General features: G+C 38.5%; 15 protein-coding genes and 1 tRNA gene. 5 read left to right on the forward strand and 11 right to left on the reverse strand.

Annotation, left to right across the window (positions count from 1 at the left end; genetic code table 11):
* Positions 1 to 258: 258 nt before the first annotated feature.
* Complete coding sequence (locus BM107_RS15560; protein WP_090984943.1) at positions 259 to 1416, reverse strand: hypothetical protein; 1158 nt, start codon at positions 1414 to 1416, stop codon at positions 259 to 261.
* Between the two features lie 540 nt (positions 1417 to 1956).
* On the opposite strand from BM107_RS15560, the gene BM107_RS15565 reads away from it, so the two are divergent.
* Both BM107_RS15565 and BM107_RS15570 read left to right on the forward strand, forming a co-directional pair.
* Positions 1957 to 3822, forward strand: a complete 1866-nt coding sequence (locus BM107_RS15565; RefSeq protein ID WP_090984946.1) for a glycoside hydrolase family 97 protein — start codon at positions 1957 to 1959, stop codon at positions 3820 to 3822.
* A gap of 280 nt (positions 3823 to 4102) precedes the next feature.
* Entirely contained in the window at positions 4103 to 4603 is a 501-nt protein-coding gene (locus BM107_RS15570) for a hypothetical protein (protein WP_090984948.1), read from the forward strand.
* 71 nt (positions 4604 to 4674) lie between these two features.
* Here the strand turns inward: BM107_RS15570 and BM107_RS15575 are convergent.
* The 4 genes from BM107_RS15575 to BM107_RS15590 all read right to left on the reverse strand — a co-directional run bounded on the left by BM107_RS15575 (position 4675) and on the right by BM107_RS15590 (position 6467).
* Positions 4675 to 4751, reverse strand: a tRNA-Ala gene (locus BM107_RS15575).
* Between the two features lie 109 nt (positions 4752 to 4860).
* Complete coding sequence (locus BM107_RS15580; protein WP_090984950.1) at positions 4861 to 5067, reverse strand: hypothetical protein; 207 nt, start codon at positions 5065 to 5067, stop codon at positions 4861 to 4863.
* 63 nt (positions 5068 to 5130) lie between these two features.
* A complete protein-coding gene (locus tag BM107_RS15585; protein ID WP_090984952.1) occupies positions 5131 to 5775 on the reverse strand; it encodes a chloramphenicol acetyltransferase in 645 nt (214 codons plus the stop codon).
* Positions 5772 to 6467, reverse strand: a complete 696-nt coding sequence (locus BM107_RS15590; RefSeq protein WP_090984954.1) for an HAD family hydrolase — start codon at positions 6465 to 6467, stop codon at positions 5772 to 5774. Before BM107_RS15590 ends, BM107_RS15585 begins: the two co-directional genes overlap by 4 nt.
* A gap of 78 nt (positions 6468 to 6545) precedes the next feature.
* On the opposite strand from BM107_RS15590, the gene BM107_RS15595 reads away from it, so the two are divergent.
* Both BM107_RS15595 and BM107_RS15600 read left to right on the forward strand, forming a co-directional pair.
* Positions 6546 to 7184 (forward strand): Crp/Fnr family transcriptional regulator, encoded by a 639-nt coding sequence (locus BM107_RS15595; protein WP_090984956.1) that lies wholly within the window; start codon positions 6546 to 6548, stop codon positions 7182 to 7184.
* Positions 7185 to 7348: 164 nt separating this feature from the next.
* A complete protein-coding gene (locus BM107_RS15600) occupies positions 7349 to 7975 on the forward strand; it encodes a carbonic anhydrase (RefSeq protein WP_090984958.1) in 627 nt (208 codons plus the stop codon).
* A 322-nt stretch (positions 7976 to 8297) separates the two neighbouring features.
* Here BM107_RS15600 and BM107_RS15605 read toward each other — a convergent pair whose 3' ends face one another.
* From BM107_RS15605 to BM107_RS15620, 5 genes are all read right to left on the reverse strand, one after another.
* The gene (locus tag BM107_RS15605) at positions 8298 to 9065 is read right to left on the reverse strand and encodes an SDR family NAD(P)-dependent oxidoreductase (protein WP_090984960.1); all 768 of its coding nucleotides are present in this window, start codon (positions 9063 to 9065) and stop codon (positions 8298 to 8300) included.
* Between the two features lie 18 nt (positions 9066 to 9083).
* On the reverse strand, positions 9084 to 9923 hold the full coding sequence (gene kduI, locus BM107_RS15610; RefSeq protein ID WP_090984962.1) for a 5-dehydro-4-deoxy-D-glucuronate isomerase: 840 nt from the start codon (positions 9921 to 9923) through the stop codon (positions 9084 to 9086).
* A 182-nt stretch (positions 9924 to 10105) separates the two neighbouring features.
* Complete coding sequence (locus tag BM107_RS24715; RefSeq protein WP_159435253.1) at positions 10106 to 10258, reverse strand: hypothetical protein; 153 nt, start codon at positions 10256 to 10258, stop codon at positions 10106 to 10108.
* Between the two features lie 553 nt (positions 10259 to 10811).
* On the reverse strand, positions 10812 to 11624 hold the full coding sequence (locus tag BM107_RS15615; RefSeq protein ID WP_208864393.1) for a HEPN domain-containing protein: 813 nt from the start codon (positions 11622 to 11624) through the stop codon (positions 10812 to 10814).
* A gap of 4 nt (positions 11625 to 11628) precedes the next feature.
* Complete coding sequence (locus BM107_RS15620; RefSeq protein ID WP_090984967.1) at positions 11629 to 12798, reverse strand: hypothetical protein; 1170 nt, start codon at positions 12796 to 12798, stop codon at positions 11629 to 11631.
* A gap of 99 nt (positions 12799 to 12897) precedes the next feature.
* Between BM107_RS15620 and BM107_RS15625 the strand changes: the two genes are divergently transcribed.
* Complete coding sequence (locus tag BM107_RS15625) at positions 12898 to 13545, forward strand: LexA family transcriptional regulator (RefSeq protein WP_090984969.1); 648 nt, start codon at positions 12898 to 12900, stop codon at positions 13543 to 13545.
* A 381-nt stretch (positions 13546 to 13926) separates the two neighbouring features.
* Here the strand turns inward: BM107_RS15625 and BM107_RS15635 are convergent, their stop codons facing one another.
* Positions 13927 to 15456 carry a RagB/SusD family nutrient uptake outer membrane protein gene (locus tag BM107_RS15635; RefSeq protein ID WP_090984973.1) on the reverse strand — a complete coding sequence of 510 codons (1530 nt, stop codon included), beginning with the start codon at positions 15454 to 15456 and terminating at the stop codon, positions 13927 to 13929.
* Positions 15457 to 15459: the final 3 nt, after the last annotated feature.

Here is a 15459-nt window from a genome sequence, read left to right on the forward strand (position 1 = left end):
AGGAAAGATATAGCTTTCTGATTGGGAAAGCAAAGACAGGAGCAATTTTGAAGTGTTAGTCCCGCTATCCGCTTCAAAGCCTCGGCTCGTTCCTCACCTTCGTGTTTTCCGCTGCTATCGGGTTTAGGAAGCAGTGGCAATGCTTAAAATAACAAATCCCTTAGCTTTTTAAAACTATGGGTTTGAAATGGACGAATTTCAACCCTGCACCTTAAACCCTCTACCTTTATACCCTCTACTTTACATCCTCTTCACCCTCTACCTTCCATCCTTCTTCGCCTTAAACAATTTAAAATCTTGCTTATAGGTTAAGAAAAACGAATGGTTAAACTGCAGTTGTTTATCAGTATGATCTAAATCGATATGTGGTTCGAAACGCACATCAAGGTATAAATGCGGAATCAATTCTTTTTGGTAAGCATAACGTAGCGAAACAATGTTTCTGGAACTTTGCTTTAAGCCTGGACTATATAAATTATCCGAAACTGACTCGTACAATGGCATCCCTTTAATCGAAATAAAGTTATTGCCTTTCCAGTAAGAGGCCACTAAACTTCCCCATTTACTTTCTACCCCGGCATTTAACCATAAACCAAAACCGCCCTGATAGGCCCTTCTTTTATCGGGAGAGAAATCTTTATAAACAGCAATATAGTTATCCGTATATACCTGCTTAATATTGCCATTAATGTCTTTATGCAGTTTTATACCGGTTGCACCATTAAACATGGTCGTAATCGGGATTTCTTTCAGCACATCAATCTGTCCGCCCTGATGGAAAGCCAAAAACTGTGCGGGAATACTCAATTTCCAGTCATCATTTTTGATTAAAAAACTCTCCGTAGATAATCCACCGATAATTTCCTCTTTGGTCGGATCACCCTTATAAATCATTTTCTGCCAGGCAATCCAGGCATCTAAAGTAAATTTCTTACGCTCAACCAATAATTGTGTACCATACTCAATCGGTGTAGTTAAAATCCTTTCAAAATCGTATAAAGGCTCAATATACCTATGCTGGATATTTCCTTCTAAGCTACCAAAAATCAAGGTAAGGTTACGCTTATGGTATTTTACACTAAACAATGGTTTGGCATTAGAAATTCCATTCCGGCCAAAATCCTTCCTGATAAAGGCACCAGCGGTAATGGCCAGGTTTGGATGTGCGTAATATACCAATTGTGGCTGTAGCTGTGTGCCATACAAGGTATAACCATCATGAAAATCATTAGTGTATTCGTAATTCCGAACGTAGTTTAAATTGTAAAAATTAAAATGAACCTCGTTTACTAAACTGCTATCGGGACGGATCCTGTTTTCGAAGGCCGATTGATTAAACTGTGCCGAGGCAATGTAAGAACTGAGCAGAAAACTTATTAAGGTTAAGGCCTTCTTCAGACCTGTTTTTAAAAACATGAGCTTGGGTTTTATGGCCCAAATTTAGAATAGTTTTTGGTTTATTTAACCGCAATTCATGCGAAGTTTACGCAGGGGAAACAAAGTGACAAATAAACCTTATTCTTTAAATTCACAGATTTAATTCCCTATCCTTTTCTACCCATCTCCTACATGATAAGCCAGTAGCAGATTATTTTTATATTCCTGCAGATTTTAGCCAAGCTTGTAAAACAAGGCAGTAATTATCAAATGTTAAATATTCAGCTGTCAACAAATAAAAATTATTCTTTCTGCTTTTGACAAATTTCTAATATGTCGGATTTGTATAAAAAAAAGTCCATTTGTGCCAATTTTTTATGCATCCCATAAATTAGCTTTGTATCAGCGGATAAGCCATGCAATTAATTGTCTATAGCTTGGCAACTAACTAAATATATGAATATAAGAAGCAGTGGAATCAATTCTTCCTGAGATCCCCGGATTGCGGCGCATAACTTTTGTCCATTATATTTTCCAAAAATCAACAAGGTTTAAATAGCCTTGACGATTATTATCATTATGAATAAAATTAAACATTTAAAGTTAAATTGCTTAGCAATTGCTTTTTTCGCATTTAGTGTAAACGCTGTTTTTGCACAAATAGCTCGTAGAGCAGAAACACTTAAATCGCCTGATGGCAAACTCCTTATTTCTTTCAATTTTTCAGACCTAAAACATGTCTCTTATGCATTTACCGCATACGGGAAAACGTTGATCGGGCCATCGGCATTAGGTTTGGATAGTTTAAACCAAATAGGATTTATCCAGGCAAGCCATCGTTCAGTGAATACTGTATGGAAACCTATATGGGGAAAACGGACTATCGTGCCCGACCAGTTTAATGAAATTACAATTGATTTAAAAGCCTATAAAATAGTTGCACGGGCATATAATAATGGTTTTGCCATTAAATACCAACTACCTGCCGGAAGCCGCAGATCCAGGGATTTAACGCAATTTAATTTCAGCGGAGATTACACTGCATGGTTTTACAACGGAGAACTGCACAATATCGGGCCGGAAAAATTAACGGAGGTGGACGGGAAGCGTTTACCAGTAATGACTGTAAAAGCTGATGATCATGATTACATGGCCATACATGAGGCTGATTTAGAACAGGGTGAGCCGCTAATACTGGAATCGAAAAAAGGTTCAAAAAACTTTACAATTGCTTCAAAGGCTAATGCTGCCTGGCGGGTTGTAATGTATGGACGTACACCAGGAGAATTGGTAGACTCACATATGATAGAGCTATTAAGTCCGCCACCCGCAAAAAACATTGACTTTTCATGGGTAAAGCCAGGGGTTGCCGTATGGGATTGGCGAATTAATGGAGCTAAAGTTGATAACTTCGAGTATAAAATGTCGCTACCATCATGGAAACGGATGGTTGATTTCGCGGCGCAAAGCAGTATGCGTTACCTGATGCTGGATGCTGATTGGTACGGACCAGAATTTGCAGAGGGCTCTGATCCGGTTAAAGGGGGTAAGGTAGCTCAGGTACATGAAATCATAACATACGCCAAAACCAAAGGAATTGGTATCTGGCTATATATTAATGATGTGGGCGGGCGTAAATATCCGATTGAGCAAACTTTGAAACAATATAGTGATTGGGGAGCAGCAGGGATAAAATATGGTTTTATGATTGGTGATCCGGAAGACAAAAATATACGGACCAGGCTTATTACGGAACTGTGTGCTAAATACCATTTGTTATGCGATTTTCATGATGGCCCTGTTCATCCCTATGGACAGATGCGTACCTGGCCAAATGCACTCACCCGCGAATACGGCCCTGCCCAGCTGGATGCACATCGCGTGGTCGCGCCTAAAACATTTGTAACAGAAGTATTTGTTAACATGCTTGCTGGCCCGATTGACATGAACAATGGATTGGCAGACCTTACCCAGGCTGGCCGTGTTGACGAACCTTCTCCCGTACCCTCTACTTTGGTCGGTGAAGCGGCGCGGACATTGATCATGTTTTCAGGTGTTACGGTAATCCCTGATATTCCTGAAAATTACAAGAAACATCCTGAAATACTAGAATTTTACGCTTCTGAAAAGATGCCATGGCGGGAAAGCAAAACCATTAGTGGTGTTATTGGAGAGTATATTTCGATGGCCAGGCAATCAGCCGACGGAACGTGGCTGGTTGGTGCAGCCACTAACGAAGAACCCCGCGATCTGGAAATTCCGTTATCGTTCTTAAGTAAAGGCAACTACCGGGCAACTGTTATTCAGGACAGTAAAGATTCTGATTATCGCACGCATAAAGAAGGCTATACCTCGAAAGAATTGAACGTTACATCTGGCACTAAAGTTCGGGTAAAACTTGCTCCAGGTGGTGGTGCCTGTATTATTCTGAAAAAGACGAATTAGATCGAAAAAATTACGCATTACCATAAAAAACCACATATCAATTAAACTTTGTGAAGGGGTGTTCATTGATTAGCGAATAGATATCGTTATGGCTAAAGTGCAAAAAACGCATAATAAGACTTGAATAGTCAGTGGTTTTAACCTGAAGTCCTCAATATTTCATATATGATTTAAAGGAATAGTACGGAGTTTAATTTCCAAAAATGAATTAAGTATATTATTATTACAAAGTAAATGTTATGTCTAACGCGCTTATTCCTTTATAGCCAATCATTAAATAATGACCACATCTCAAAAATTCCTTAGACTTACGATCGTAATAATTCCGATAACAGTATTCTGTTCATCTCTCTTTTTTAAGGTGTTAAGCTACCAGTACATACAGATAGAAACGCCAAAAGGCTACGAATTACTTTTGATAGGAGGAATAGCTATTTTGGGTGGCGGTATGCTTGAAACCATGATATGGATAGCCAATCCAATTGCACTATTTGCCATAATCCGTTTCCTGCGAGAAAACAGAACTCAAGTAAAAATAGATTCCGTTTTGAATAAACCTGTACCAAAACTTAAACGTAAAAGTAAGTGGTTCTCTTTACTCGCAACAGCCATAGCAATTTCCTTTAGTCGTTGGAATGAAGTACTTGCTGCGGAAAGTGGGTCGAAAGGAAAAATACTGGCGTTTCATACAGGTTATTGGCTTTGGATGTCAAGCTTCGCCTTATTTACAATGGGAGTTATCCTTTTTAATTTCAGATATAGAGAAACCAAAATGGATTGATATACAAAAAGTTACTTGCAGAATTCTGTAAACAAAAAAACCTTTCAGGTTTCTGAAAGGTTTTTTTATAGTGGTGGAGAATACCGGATTCGAACCGGTCACCTCTTGCCTGCCAGGCAAGCGCTCTAGCCAAATGAGCTAATCCCCCGATTTTATATCCAATGGTAAATTAACTACACATTGAAAAACAAGCTTCCGGCCTGGGCTGCAAAAATAGCAAATACTTTCTCGAATGCAAATGATAATTTAAATTTTAATTAATCTTTAAATCTAAAGGCAAACAATGCCATCAAACAGATTACCGCAAAAGCTGATGGCATGGGATAATTAATGAACAGAAAAAGTACAAATGTGGCAATTAGCAACATCACAAAAAACATCATGGCCTTTAATGCAGTGTCCATATAACACATGGCTACAATAGCCAAAAGGTAAAATGGAATAATTACGGCGGTAATAAACATTACCGAAAATAAATATCTAATATTAATTGGATATTAAATGTTGCTTAGGCTTAAAGGTTTAGATTAAAGAGGAACGTTAACCTCTTCATTATTTAACAGCGCCTGATAGTAATCTACAAACTGGGCAACATTAAATCCATCCATTAAAGCATGGTTTACATGTATAGAGACAGACATTATTTTTCTTTCGTTTTCATCTCTAAGCTTGCCAAAAGATATTTTAGGACAGCTATCCTGATAAGCATAATTTCGGGCATGTGATAAAGAAGTGAAATTTAGCCAGGGCAATGCCGAGTAATGGATTACATTTTCGCCTGATGAAGAAGGAATTAAACCGGTGCTGTTTCTTACTTTTTCAATTTCCTGATTAGCTGCCTTCCTAAAATCTTCAAAATTCTCAGAGAAATCCATATAACCAAACCCAAAGGTTCCATTCGGACGGTTAATGGTGGCCGCGGCATTTATAATATCGTATTTCCAAACTTCACCATCAATAATGCGGTACCTGAAAGGCTCTACCTGGTTGGCGGCTATTAACGATTTGTGCAGATAAAGCAGGAAAAAGGAAACGTTTTGTTTTTTTGCTTCTTTGTAGGTCATGGTACAATCTAATTCCACAGTAACTCCGAAGAAAGGCTCTTCAAAAGCGCTAAAAAATTTAAAATGATCTTTTCTGATCCAGGTATTGATGTCTATTTTTTCTTTCATTCAATTAATTTTGGTAAAATCTCAGATAGACTTTCCATCTGGTAAAAGTTTGCATGTTCAATGGTATGATCAATATGCTCATGCACCCAGGTAGTATGAAAAGGGATGTGAACGGCGTACCCACCAATATTCAGTACCGGTAAAATATCAGATTTCAAGGAATTGCCCAGCATTAAAAATTCTCCAGGTTTACAGTCCAGATGTTTGATCAGTTTTTGATAATCTCTTTCCTGTTTATCACTCATAATTTCAATATGGTGAAAATAATGATCCAGTCCCGATTTGGTCAGTTTTCGTTGCTGATCCAATAAATCACCTTTGGTAGCCACCACAAGTTTATACTTTCCGTGTAAGGCCTTCAATACTTCTTCCACCCCATCTAGCAGCTCTACAGGTTTCTGAAGCATTTCCTGTCCCAGTTCTATCGCCCTGTTAATCACAATAGGGTCTATTTTACCGGCCGTTATCCGTAAAACAGTTTCGATCATACTTAATACGAAACCTTTAATTCCATAACCATAAAGCGGCAAATTGGCTATTTCCGTTTTATAAAGTTCAGCCAGGACGTTATGGTGGGGCATAAAATCTTCTAAAAGGCCTGCAAACTGATTTTCGGTTTCCCTGAAATAGGGCTCATTTACCCAAAGGGTATCATCCGCATCAAAAGCAATTACAGTAATCTGATTTTTCATGGTTATGCTTACTTTAGCACCACAAAAGTAAAGCAACAATTCCCTTCAAAAAAGGACATTTGTCTCGACTAAATAAATATGCTACGCACCAACCTTACTTTCTTATCTTTTATAGAACGTTTTTGTACCGAAAACAAGGAGGCAGACATTACGCTTAAAAGCTTTAAAGCAGGATATAAATTTATTGAGCAGGGTGAAAAAATCAGCAATATCTATATTATTAAAGATGGAATCAGCAAATGTTTTATTTCTGAAGAAAACGGCAAGGATTTTATCATCGAGTTTTTAGGTAAGGGCGAGGTGGTTGGCGAGCTGGAAGCGCTAAAAAAGATTACTTGTCTGTGTAATGTAGCTGCAATTAGTGATGTTACGGCTTATGTGATCCCTCATCATCTTTTTCTTTCATTGATTAATAAAAATAGTGAATTCACGATACTCTTACTTCAGGAATTGTCTACCAGAATTATACAAACCAGTACACGCGCATCTTTTCAGCAGTTATATACCCTGGAATATGCGCTTTTGAAATTGCTCAAGCTACAGGCTGATGAACATATTTCCATTTCCAAAGAAGATATGGCAGCCTATCTGGGCATTTCCGTAAGAAGTTTTAACAGAAGTTTAAAACAGATCATCACTAAAGGAGATTTTAATACATCTGAATTTAAAAACATCCTTCAGGTAGCCCATATGAAGAAGCTACTATCAAATCTGTAAACATTTAGGGATAAAACTTGTTAGTAAAGCGATCAAAAAGAAATTTATCTGTTAATGCCTTTAATTTCTATGCATTAATAGCAAAAGATTATTTTTGGTATTATGATTGAATAAAAACAGCTTAACAATAATTTATTTATCCAAAACGCTATTAAAGCACCATTATGAATGTAGAAGACGTTTTTAAGAACAACGAAAAGTGGATAGCAGAAAAACTATCAATTGATCCCAATTATTTTACCGAGCTATCTAAAGGACAAAGTCCGGAGTTTTTGTATATCGGATGTTCAGATAGTCGTGTTACGGCCGAAGACTTAATGGGTATACAACCTGGGCAGGCTTTTGTGCACCGAAATGTGGCCAACCTGGTAAATAACGTAGATTTAAACGTAATGACGGTTTTAAACTACGCTGTTCGTCACTTAAAAGTAAACCATATTGTGGTTTGCGGACACTACAACTGTGGAGGCGTTAAAGCGGCCATGCAACCTGCTGATATGGGTATATTAAATCCATGGTTAAGAAATATCCGTGATGTTTACCGCATCCACAAAGAAGAGTTAAATGCCATTGAGGATGAAGGTGCGCGTTACAACCGACTCGTTGAACTGAATGTTCAGGAACAATGCGTTAACCTGTTAAAAACCGCAGCGGTGCAAGAGGCCATTACTGAACGCGGAATAACCGTTCACGGCTGGGTTTTCGATATCCACACGGGTAAATTAATCGACCTTAAAATCGATTTCGAAAGTATCCTGAAAGATATTAAGGAGATTTATAATTTGTATTAACCTGAGTTCGATTATTAATATTACCTATCGGTAGCTTATATTGACGTTTGATTAATCGACCGTCACCCTGAATTTATTTCAGGGTCTTTCCTGCTAAAAAGATGCTAAAACAAGTCAGCATGACGAATCGGTCAGGGATTGGGCGCTTATAAGACAGTGTTTTAACTAAATAATTATCGAGTTCAGTTTATTAAGTCCGCAGTAATGAGTCGCAAGTCCTCATTACTAATTGCAAAAGACCTCGCAGGCTTTGAAAATCTGCGAGGTTTAAATACTTCTGAAAATCGACTCCTGACTAGGGACTAGAGACTAAGGACTAACCCTACCGTCCCATCCAACCGCCATCAACGGTTAAAATTGTTCCGTGGACATAATCGCTGGCAGCAGAGGCCAGGAATATCGTTGGTCCTTTAAAATCTTCAGGTATACCCCATCTTCCGGCAGGGATACGAGATAATATAGAAGTGCTCCTGTCCTGATCTTCACGTAAAGCAGAAGTATTATCAGTTGCGATATACCCGGGCGCAATCGCATTTACGTTTACACCTTTTGATGCCCACTCATTTGCAAAAGCCTTGGTTAAAGATGCAATTGCTCCTTTACTCGCGGCATAACCAGGCACGGTAATTCCGCCTTGAAATGAAAGTAATGAAGCTGTAAAAATTACTTTTCCACTTCCTCTGGCAATCATTTCCCTACCAATTTCACGCGTTAAAATAAATGGTGCCGATTGGTTTACGGCAATTACTTCATCCCAATATTCGTCTGAATGTTCAGCAATTGGCTGGCGCAAAATCGTTCCGGCATTATTCACCAGAATATCAATCACAGGATGATCTGCTTTCACCTGAGCCGCAAAAGCCAGGGTATTTTCGCGTTTACCAAAATCGCACCGGTAAGCATAAAATTTTCTGCCCAGCGCTAAAACTTCGTTCTCAACAGCACTGCCCTGCAGTTCTAAACTTGCAGAGACACCGATAATATCGGCCCCTGCTTCAGCCAAAGCCAAAGCCATGGCTTTTCCGATTCCTCTTTTGCAGCCGGTTACCAATGCAGTTTTACCTGTTAAATTAAATATGTTGTTAGCCATGATGTATTCTTAAATAAATTATTTCAGTTCGGTAATGGCACAGTGATCCATGTCGCCATAATCTAAGTTTTCGCCGGCCATACCCCAAATAAAAGTGTAATTGCTTGTGCCTGCTCCCGAATGGATAGACCAGTTTGGCGAAATCACCGCCTGATCATTCTGCATCCAGATATGGCGGGTTTCTTGCGGTTGTCCCATAAAGTGGCAAACACTTTGCCCGTTCGGAACCTCAAAATAGAAATAGGCTTCCATCCTTCTATCATGTGTATGTGCCGGCATGGTATTCCAAACACTGCCCGATTTTAATTCGGTCATTCCCATTTGCAACTGGCAGGTTGGCAAAACACTGTTTACCAATAACTTATTGATTATTCTATGATTTGCTGTTTCAGGCGTACCCAATTCTACAATCTCCGCTTCAGCTTTGCTTACTTTTTTAGTAGGATAGCTATGGTGTGCCGGGGCAGAATTGATGTATAATTTCGTTGCTTCGCCCAAGTTGGCAGATTCAAAAAACACTTCTTTTGTACCTTTACCGATATACAAAGCTTCTTTATAATCCAGTTCGTATGTTTCTCCGTCAGCTGTTACTATTGCTTTTCCACCAACATTGATGATTCCCAGTTCCCTGCGCTCCAAAAAGTAATTTGCTTTTAAATCATCAGGGTTTGGCAATGCTATTTTTTGATCAACCGGCATGGCACCACCAACAATATACCTGTCAAAATGAGATAAGGTGAGGTTTACCTGGTTGGCTTCAAATACGTTTTCAATCAAAAAGTTATCCCGCAAAGCAGCGGTATCCATTTGTTTAACTTCTTTGGGGCTTTGGGCGTAACGGCTTTCGAATTTGTTCATTGGTTAAAATTGAGTTTGAGAGAAATCTGAAATGATATCAGATCCTATCCACAAATATATTTATACGATACTTATTATTGGTATTAATACTCAATTTTATAATCCTTTTTTATGGTTTCTTAATTTTAGGGTACTAAACATTCGTTTTAATGAAAAGTAATCAATTTTATTAACATGCAGACTTAAAATCTAAGTAATGCTGAGTTGTTTGGAGAGCGGCTTTCTATGCAATGATTAAAGTTTCTTCCCGCTATCCGCTTTACTTCACCCGATGAAATATCGGGTTCGTGTCCGCCGCTATCCTTTTGTATGGAAACATTTATATTAGTGATCATTGTTTTTAGCACATATTTTTAGGGCGATCGTCATGCTGAATTTATTTCAGCATCTTAGGAGGATTTAATATCTCAAAAAGTATAGCTGGATGTAATGGATTTATTTCCGCTCTATGCCGCGGGGGCATGGTACTTTGGAGCGCCAAAGTACCCAAAGCGCTTCGTCAATCCAGCAATGAGCCTTTTGCACAATCCCATACGCATCAAAAAAACAGTGGCACTTCGTTTTGTGTTCAATATTTTTTAGAAAAATTTAATTATCGTTATGAACACAAAACCACTGCGCTTCAGGTTTGTTAGTGCTAATTTATCTGAACTGCAACTGTTTTTTTGATTCCCCTGGCTCCTGGGATTGACAGCGTCCTTAGTTAAAACCCATGCTTTATTAAAGTTGCTTAGCAAAATGCCTAAACTATTCTTAAAAAAGATGTGTCCACTCGGTATTATAAAATATCGGAATAAAGCGAATAACGGAACTGCCCTTGCCGAAGAAATACCGAACCCTAAATTTCCAATAAAATAGATGAATGCTTTTAATATGCTGTTTTAACACTTAACCCGCATCTATGGTGCTCCGCTGTTGATCGAAATGATTATTCATGATACGCTGATAAACCTGTTCTGCAACCACATACAATAAATCTGCTTTTTCAAACAGGTGTAACAAATCTTGCTCACCAATAACATAACTGTTTTCGTACCTCACAGCCAGGTAAGCCTCATCAAGCAAATGCAAAAGGGTAACTTCTTCCTCACTATCATTAAATAATACTGAAAGCGGTTTTACATAAGGCTTAATATACAATTGATGAACCCTGATGCGGTGTGTTTTTTTATCTTTTCCCATGACCAGAATCTCGATGGCCCGATACATCAGATCAAAAACCTGATGCAGCATGAAAGTGCAGTATTCAAAATTTTGTTGTTTAAAGTAGAAGGTTGCACCTACCAAAAATTTATTGGCCTTATCAATTCCATGCCGGTACTTAGCACTTACCTGGTCTGCAATAAACTTAGGTGTACCACCATCAAAAAGATGACCGGATTTACTAAATAAACAATTTTGCGCAACGGTGGCGTAGTAAAAGAATAAACTTCCCGCCAACAGGGCCTGCTCTACCTCATGTACATGAAAAACCCGATAGCTCAGTTCCATTTGCCCGTTAAATACAATATTTAACACCGGTATTAATTCATTTAAAATACGTACCTGTTTAAAAGAAACCATAATCAGGATTTCCTGAACGGCCTTACCGGCCAGAAAGTTATTATGGAGATAAACACATTGAACAGGAACTGCGGCCGTAATAGCCTTTAACAAACGTAACATGCTTTCATCTTTTAATGCAGCATGTTCTGGATTCAAAAACTTACTCCGCATAATGGTACCTTTCTTCAGTTTCAGTTAAGGGAGGATTGGTAATGATTAAAAAAAAAGCTTCTATAATCATCAGCATGGATTCATACTGTTCAAACAGGAATTCCTTATCCAGTAATTTAATGCTGCTTTTGGTACTGAATGCAGCATAAAACCATTCCAGGAGCCCTAAACGCAGTTGCTTAATTTTTTCGGGAATAAAAAAAGACGTTACAAACAGATAGGGATTTTCGATATGCATGGCAGCCAGTGTATTTACCTCGCACAGGCCTTTATGGGTACCGCTGTTTTTTGACTGATCTGTAGCAATAAGCAAATTTTTGGGCGGTGTACCCTGGTAAGTTAAGTTTTTAGCGGTAATCAAAAAACCGGCGTTTAGCAATTTGATAAACTGGTTATAGAGAAAAAAATAATCGGCCACATCGCTCAAACACTTTTCTTCAGCCAGGGCAGCTTTATACCAGTTTTTTAGATAGGTTTTATGCCCGCTTAGGTTATCAAGGCTAAAGAAAAATTCTATTACCTTAAATGGATCGTTAAATACTTCCTGTTCAAAAGCCAGGGGCGATGTACTTTCGAAAATGGCCATATGATAATACCGATCGATACTTTTAAAACTATTTCTGGTAACGATCCTTTCGTGTATGAGCCAACAAGCCTCCAGCATTTTTTTGGTGTTTTCGTAAAAAGGAAAAATATGTTGGTCCCAATCAAGATCGAGGTTATTTTCTAATGCGGCCAGCAACCACTCTTTATACATCACTTTATAGGTATCTGACTGGAAGAACAAGAAAATATCCAGAAAGGTAAGTTTTGGATTTTTCACTTCTCCGCTGCTCAATAATTTCGGACAATACTTAAGTAGTACCATTTCGCGTTCTACACCGCATTCATCAGCAGAAATCGCCTCTATAAATGCTTTATCAGTTTCAATATGGTTAAAAACCAAATCCGAATAATCGAAAAGCGGAACGAGTTTTTCATAAAATACCAACAGCTGAGCAGGATGCTTCTGGGGCGAGAAATCGAATTCGTTACGGGGCGGATTTAACCAGTTTTTTAGAAAGTTCAAATGATAGTCTACACTGTTTGTAGAAAAAAAGCTTTCAATCGCACCGATAAGTGCCATCGTTTCGTTTTTAAAATTCGTATTCGCTTCCATATTGTTTAATTTTAAAATGATTATATTAGCTAACGAATTTAGCAAAATAAAATAAGTTAATCTAATTTTAATAAGATAAACTTATCAACAATTACCGTTATGAATGAAAATCAGCGCTTAAAAAGATTAATGGAATTACTGCATTTTAAGACTCAAAAGGATTTTGCTGCTGCATTAAATATTCAACAGGGTTCATTATCAGATATTTTAAGAGAAAGGGTTAATGTATCTAATGCGATTAAAGATAGGTTGGAGATGAAATTCGACGTCAATTTAACCTGGCTGGAAGATGGAATTGGTGAGCCTTTCTTCAAAAAGAAGCCAGCTGTTGGCGAAAGCAAAGAAGGTGTTCCTTATTTTGATATGAGCCTGTCGGATGCGAAAGAACACATTGTGGAAGAGCAACGGGCGGAATACCTGGTAAACTATCTGCCTTTTAATGATTGTACGGCCTATTTACCGGTTTATGGTGACAGCATGGCACCGCAGTATGCCGCAGGTGAAATTATAGCGATAAAAGAAATTACCAATTACGAAATCCTGCAGTGGGGAGAGGCTTATGTGGTGATGACGGATGAAGACAGTAACAGCCTGCGCACCATCAAACTCATTTTTCAGCACACTGACGATACCAAACTCATCCTCCGCTCTTCAAACCCGAATTTTAAAGGCGATACGGTAATCAGTAAGAAAAATATCCAGGCACTTTACATCATTAAGGGTAAAATTACGAGGAATGTTATATAATGGTGCGGGTTAATCGGTTAACTGTTTAAATTGGTTAATTGCATCAGCAAAATGCCATATAATTTACTGAAATAATATAAAAGGTTCCGCTAATCCGCAGATTTAAAAACGCTGTATTGGAGTCTGTTTATAAATTGACAGAATCCATCCCTAAAAAAGTCGTCATTGCGAGGAGGAACGACGAAGCAATCTTTCACGCTAATGATCCTTGCTGTAAAGATTGCTTCGTCGGCTGAAAAAGCCTTCTCGCAATGACGAATATATTTTGTCTGGATTTCTAATCCGAGCCATTTTACTGTGGGTTTATCCACAACTAAAATCATAACAAAAAAGCGGTCCGATCAATGATCAGGCCGCTTTTCTTAATATATTACAGTTCGTTTAATAACCCGGATTCTGATACATTTTAACCGGATCCAGTTTTACCTCATCAAAAGGAATAGGGAAATACCTGTCTTTTGTGGTTACGTTAGCCAGCTTAGCAATTCCATACGCCGACTGTGGTTTCGCTTTTAAGTAAGTAACCAACTCTGCCGCGGTAAAATTTCTGATCAAATCAAACCATCTTTGGTGCTCAAAGGCGAATTCTACCCTACGCTCATGCAAAATAGCCAGTTTTAAAGTCGGGAATTTAGCCGCATAATTAACGTCGGTTTTGGCAACCGCATAAACAGGCATACCTGCTCTTGTTCTGACCATATCTAAATATTGAATAGCTACGGCATCATTGCCCTGCAACATATTAACTTCAGCAAGCATTAAAATTACGTCGGCATAACGCATCAAAATCCAATCATTACCGCCATAACCATTGTTGGTGGCCAAGGCACTGGCATCACGGAATTTGGTAATAAACCAATCTTTTACGGTTGCATCGTTAGCGTATTTTACAGAGAAATCTTTTCTTAAATCACTTGTTTCGTACTCGTTGATCAGATCTAACTTCACATTTCCACCGATACCAGTTGAAACCTTTAACGAATTAATGGTTTCGCCTTTTGCCTGGTTATTAGCGGCAATGCTGGAGCTGTAATTAATATCGCCCTGTTTGTAAGAAATCTGGAAAATCAGTTCTTTACAGGTGGCTTTCTTGGCCACATCGAAAACGTCGGTATAAGGAATTTCAGAAAGGTTGCCAAAAGCTTTCATATTATAAGCAGCCGTTAGGTAAGTATTGGCATTGGAAAGGTTTTCGGCCTTATTGTTTGGCAGGGTGGCCGCCATGGTTAAATAAACCTTACCCAGGTAAGCATTAATTGCCGCTTTGGATGTTCTGCCGATATTCGCTAGCACCGGAAAGTTTGGTAGCGTACTATTTAACCCATCTTTTAAATCGGCTACAATCTGGTTGTAAACATCCGCCTCAGGCGCCCGAAAAACAAAGGGTATCACCTCTTCATTGGTTGATAATTGTTTTGTTACCAATGGTACAGCGCCCCACTTCCGTACCAGTTCGAAATACATAATGGCCCTGATGAATTTAGCTTCTGCAGCGTAATTTGCCTTATTAGCCTGAGTGGTAAAATTCGCTTTATCAATGTTGGATAAAATAAAATTGGATCTGGTTATCGCATTGTAAAGGGCCAACCAATGGGCTTTCAGGTAGGAATTACTTGGCAGCAGGGAAAAATCGTTAAACTGAAAAGGTTCACCTGCATTACTCTGGTTATCATTTCTTCCTGTATCGTCAGAGCGTTCATCGGTAAATAAACCACTGTTTTCACCCATAGTATTGCTGCTTCTCAACGATTGATAAGCACCATTTACGGCCAGTAAAACATCATTTTCTGTTTTAAAATAATTTTCAGGTGCTACTGCATTTGGATTCTTTTGATCCAGAAAATCCTTTTTACAAGCACCAATGCTTAGCACAACAGCCAGAGCTAAACCGATATAAATATTTTTTGTCATGTT

The organism is Pedobacter suwonensis (assembly GCF_900111825.1).
GTDB lineage: Bacteria > Bacteroidota > Bacteroidia > Sphingobacteriales > Sphingobacteriaceae > Pedobacter > Pedobacter suwonensis.

Coding starts and splice junctions, on each gene's coding strand:
- BM107_RS15625 (WP_090984969.1), top strand. CDS start 12,898: ATGAATGAAAATCAGCGCTTAAAAAGATTAATGGAATTACTGCATTTT.
- BM107_RS15600 (WP_090984958.1), top strand. CDS start 7,349: ATGAATGTAGAAGACGTTTTTAAGAACAACGAAAAGTGGATAGCAGAA.
- BM107_RS15635 (WP_090984973.1), bottom strand. CDS start 15,456: ATGACAAAAAATATTTATATCGGTTTAGCTCTGGCTGTTGTGCTAAGC.
- BM107_RS15595 (WP_090984956.1), top strand. CDS start 6,546: ATGCTACGCACCAACCTTACTTTCTTATCTTTTATAGAACGTTTTTGT.
- BM107_RS15605 (WP_090984960.1), bottom strand. CDS start 9,065: ATGGCTAACAACATATTTAATTTAACAGGTAAAACTGCATTGGTAACC.
- BM107_RS15585 (WP_090984952.1), bottom strand. CDS start 5,775: ATGAAAGAAAAAATAGACATCAATACCTGGATCAGAAAAGATCATTTT.
- kduI (WP_090984962.1), bottom strand. CDS start 9,923: ATGAACAAATTCGAAAGCCGTTACGCCCAAAGCCCCAAAGAAGTTAAA.
- BM107_RS15560 (WP_090984943.1), bottom strand. CDS start 1,416: ATGTTTTTAAAAACAGGTCTGAAGAAGGCCTTAACCTTAATAAGTTTT.
- BM107_RS24715 (WP_159435253.1), bottom strand. CDS start 10,258: ATGATCACTAATATAAATGTTTCCATACAAAAGGATAGCGGCGGACAC.
- BM107_RS15580 (WP_090984950.1), bottom strand. CDS start 5,067: ATGTTTATTACCGCCGTAATTATTCCATTTTACCTTTTGGCTATTGTA.
- BM107_RS15570 (WP_090984948.1), top strand. CDS start 4,103: ATGACCACATCTCAAAAATTCCTTAGACTTACGATCGTAATAATTCCG.
- BM107_RS15620 (WP_090984967.1), bottom strand. CDS start 12,798: ATGGAAGCGAATACGAATTTTAAAAACGAAACGATGGCACTTATCGGT.
- BM107_RS15565 (WP_090984946.1), top strand. CDS start 1,957: ATGAATAAAATTAAACATTTAAAGTTAAATTGCTTAGCAATTGCTTTT.
- BM107_RS15590 (WP_090984954.1), bottom strand. CDS start 6,467: ATGAAAAATCAGATTACTGTAATTGCTTTTGATGCGGATGATACCCTT.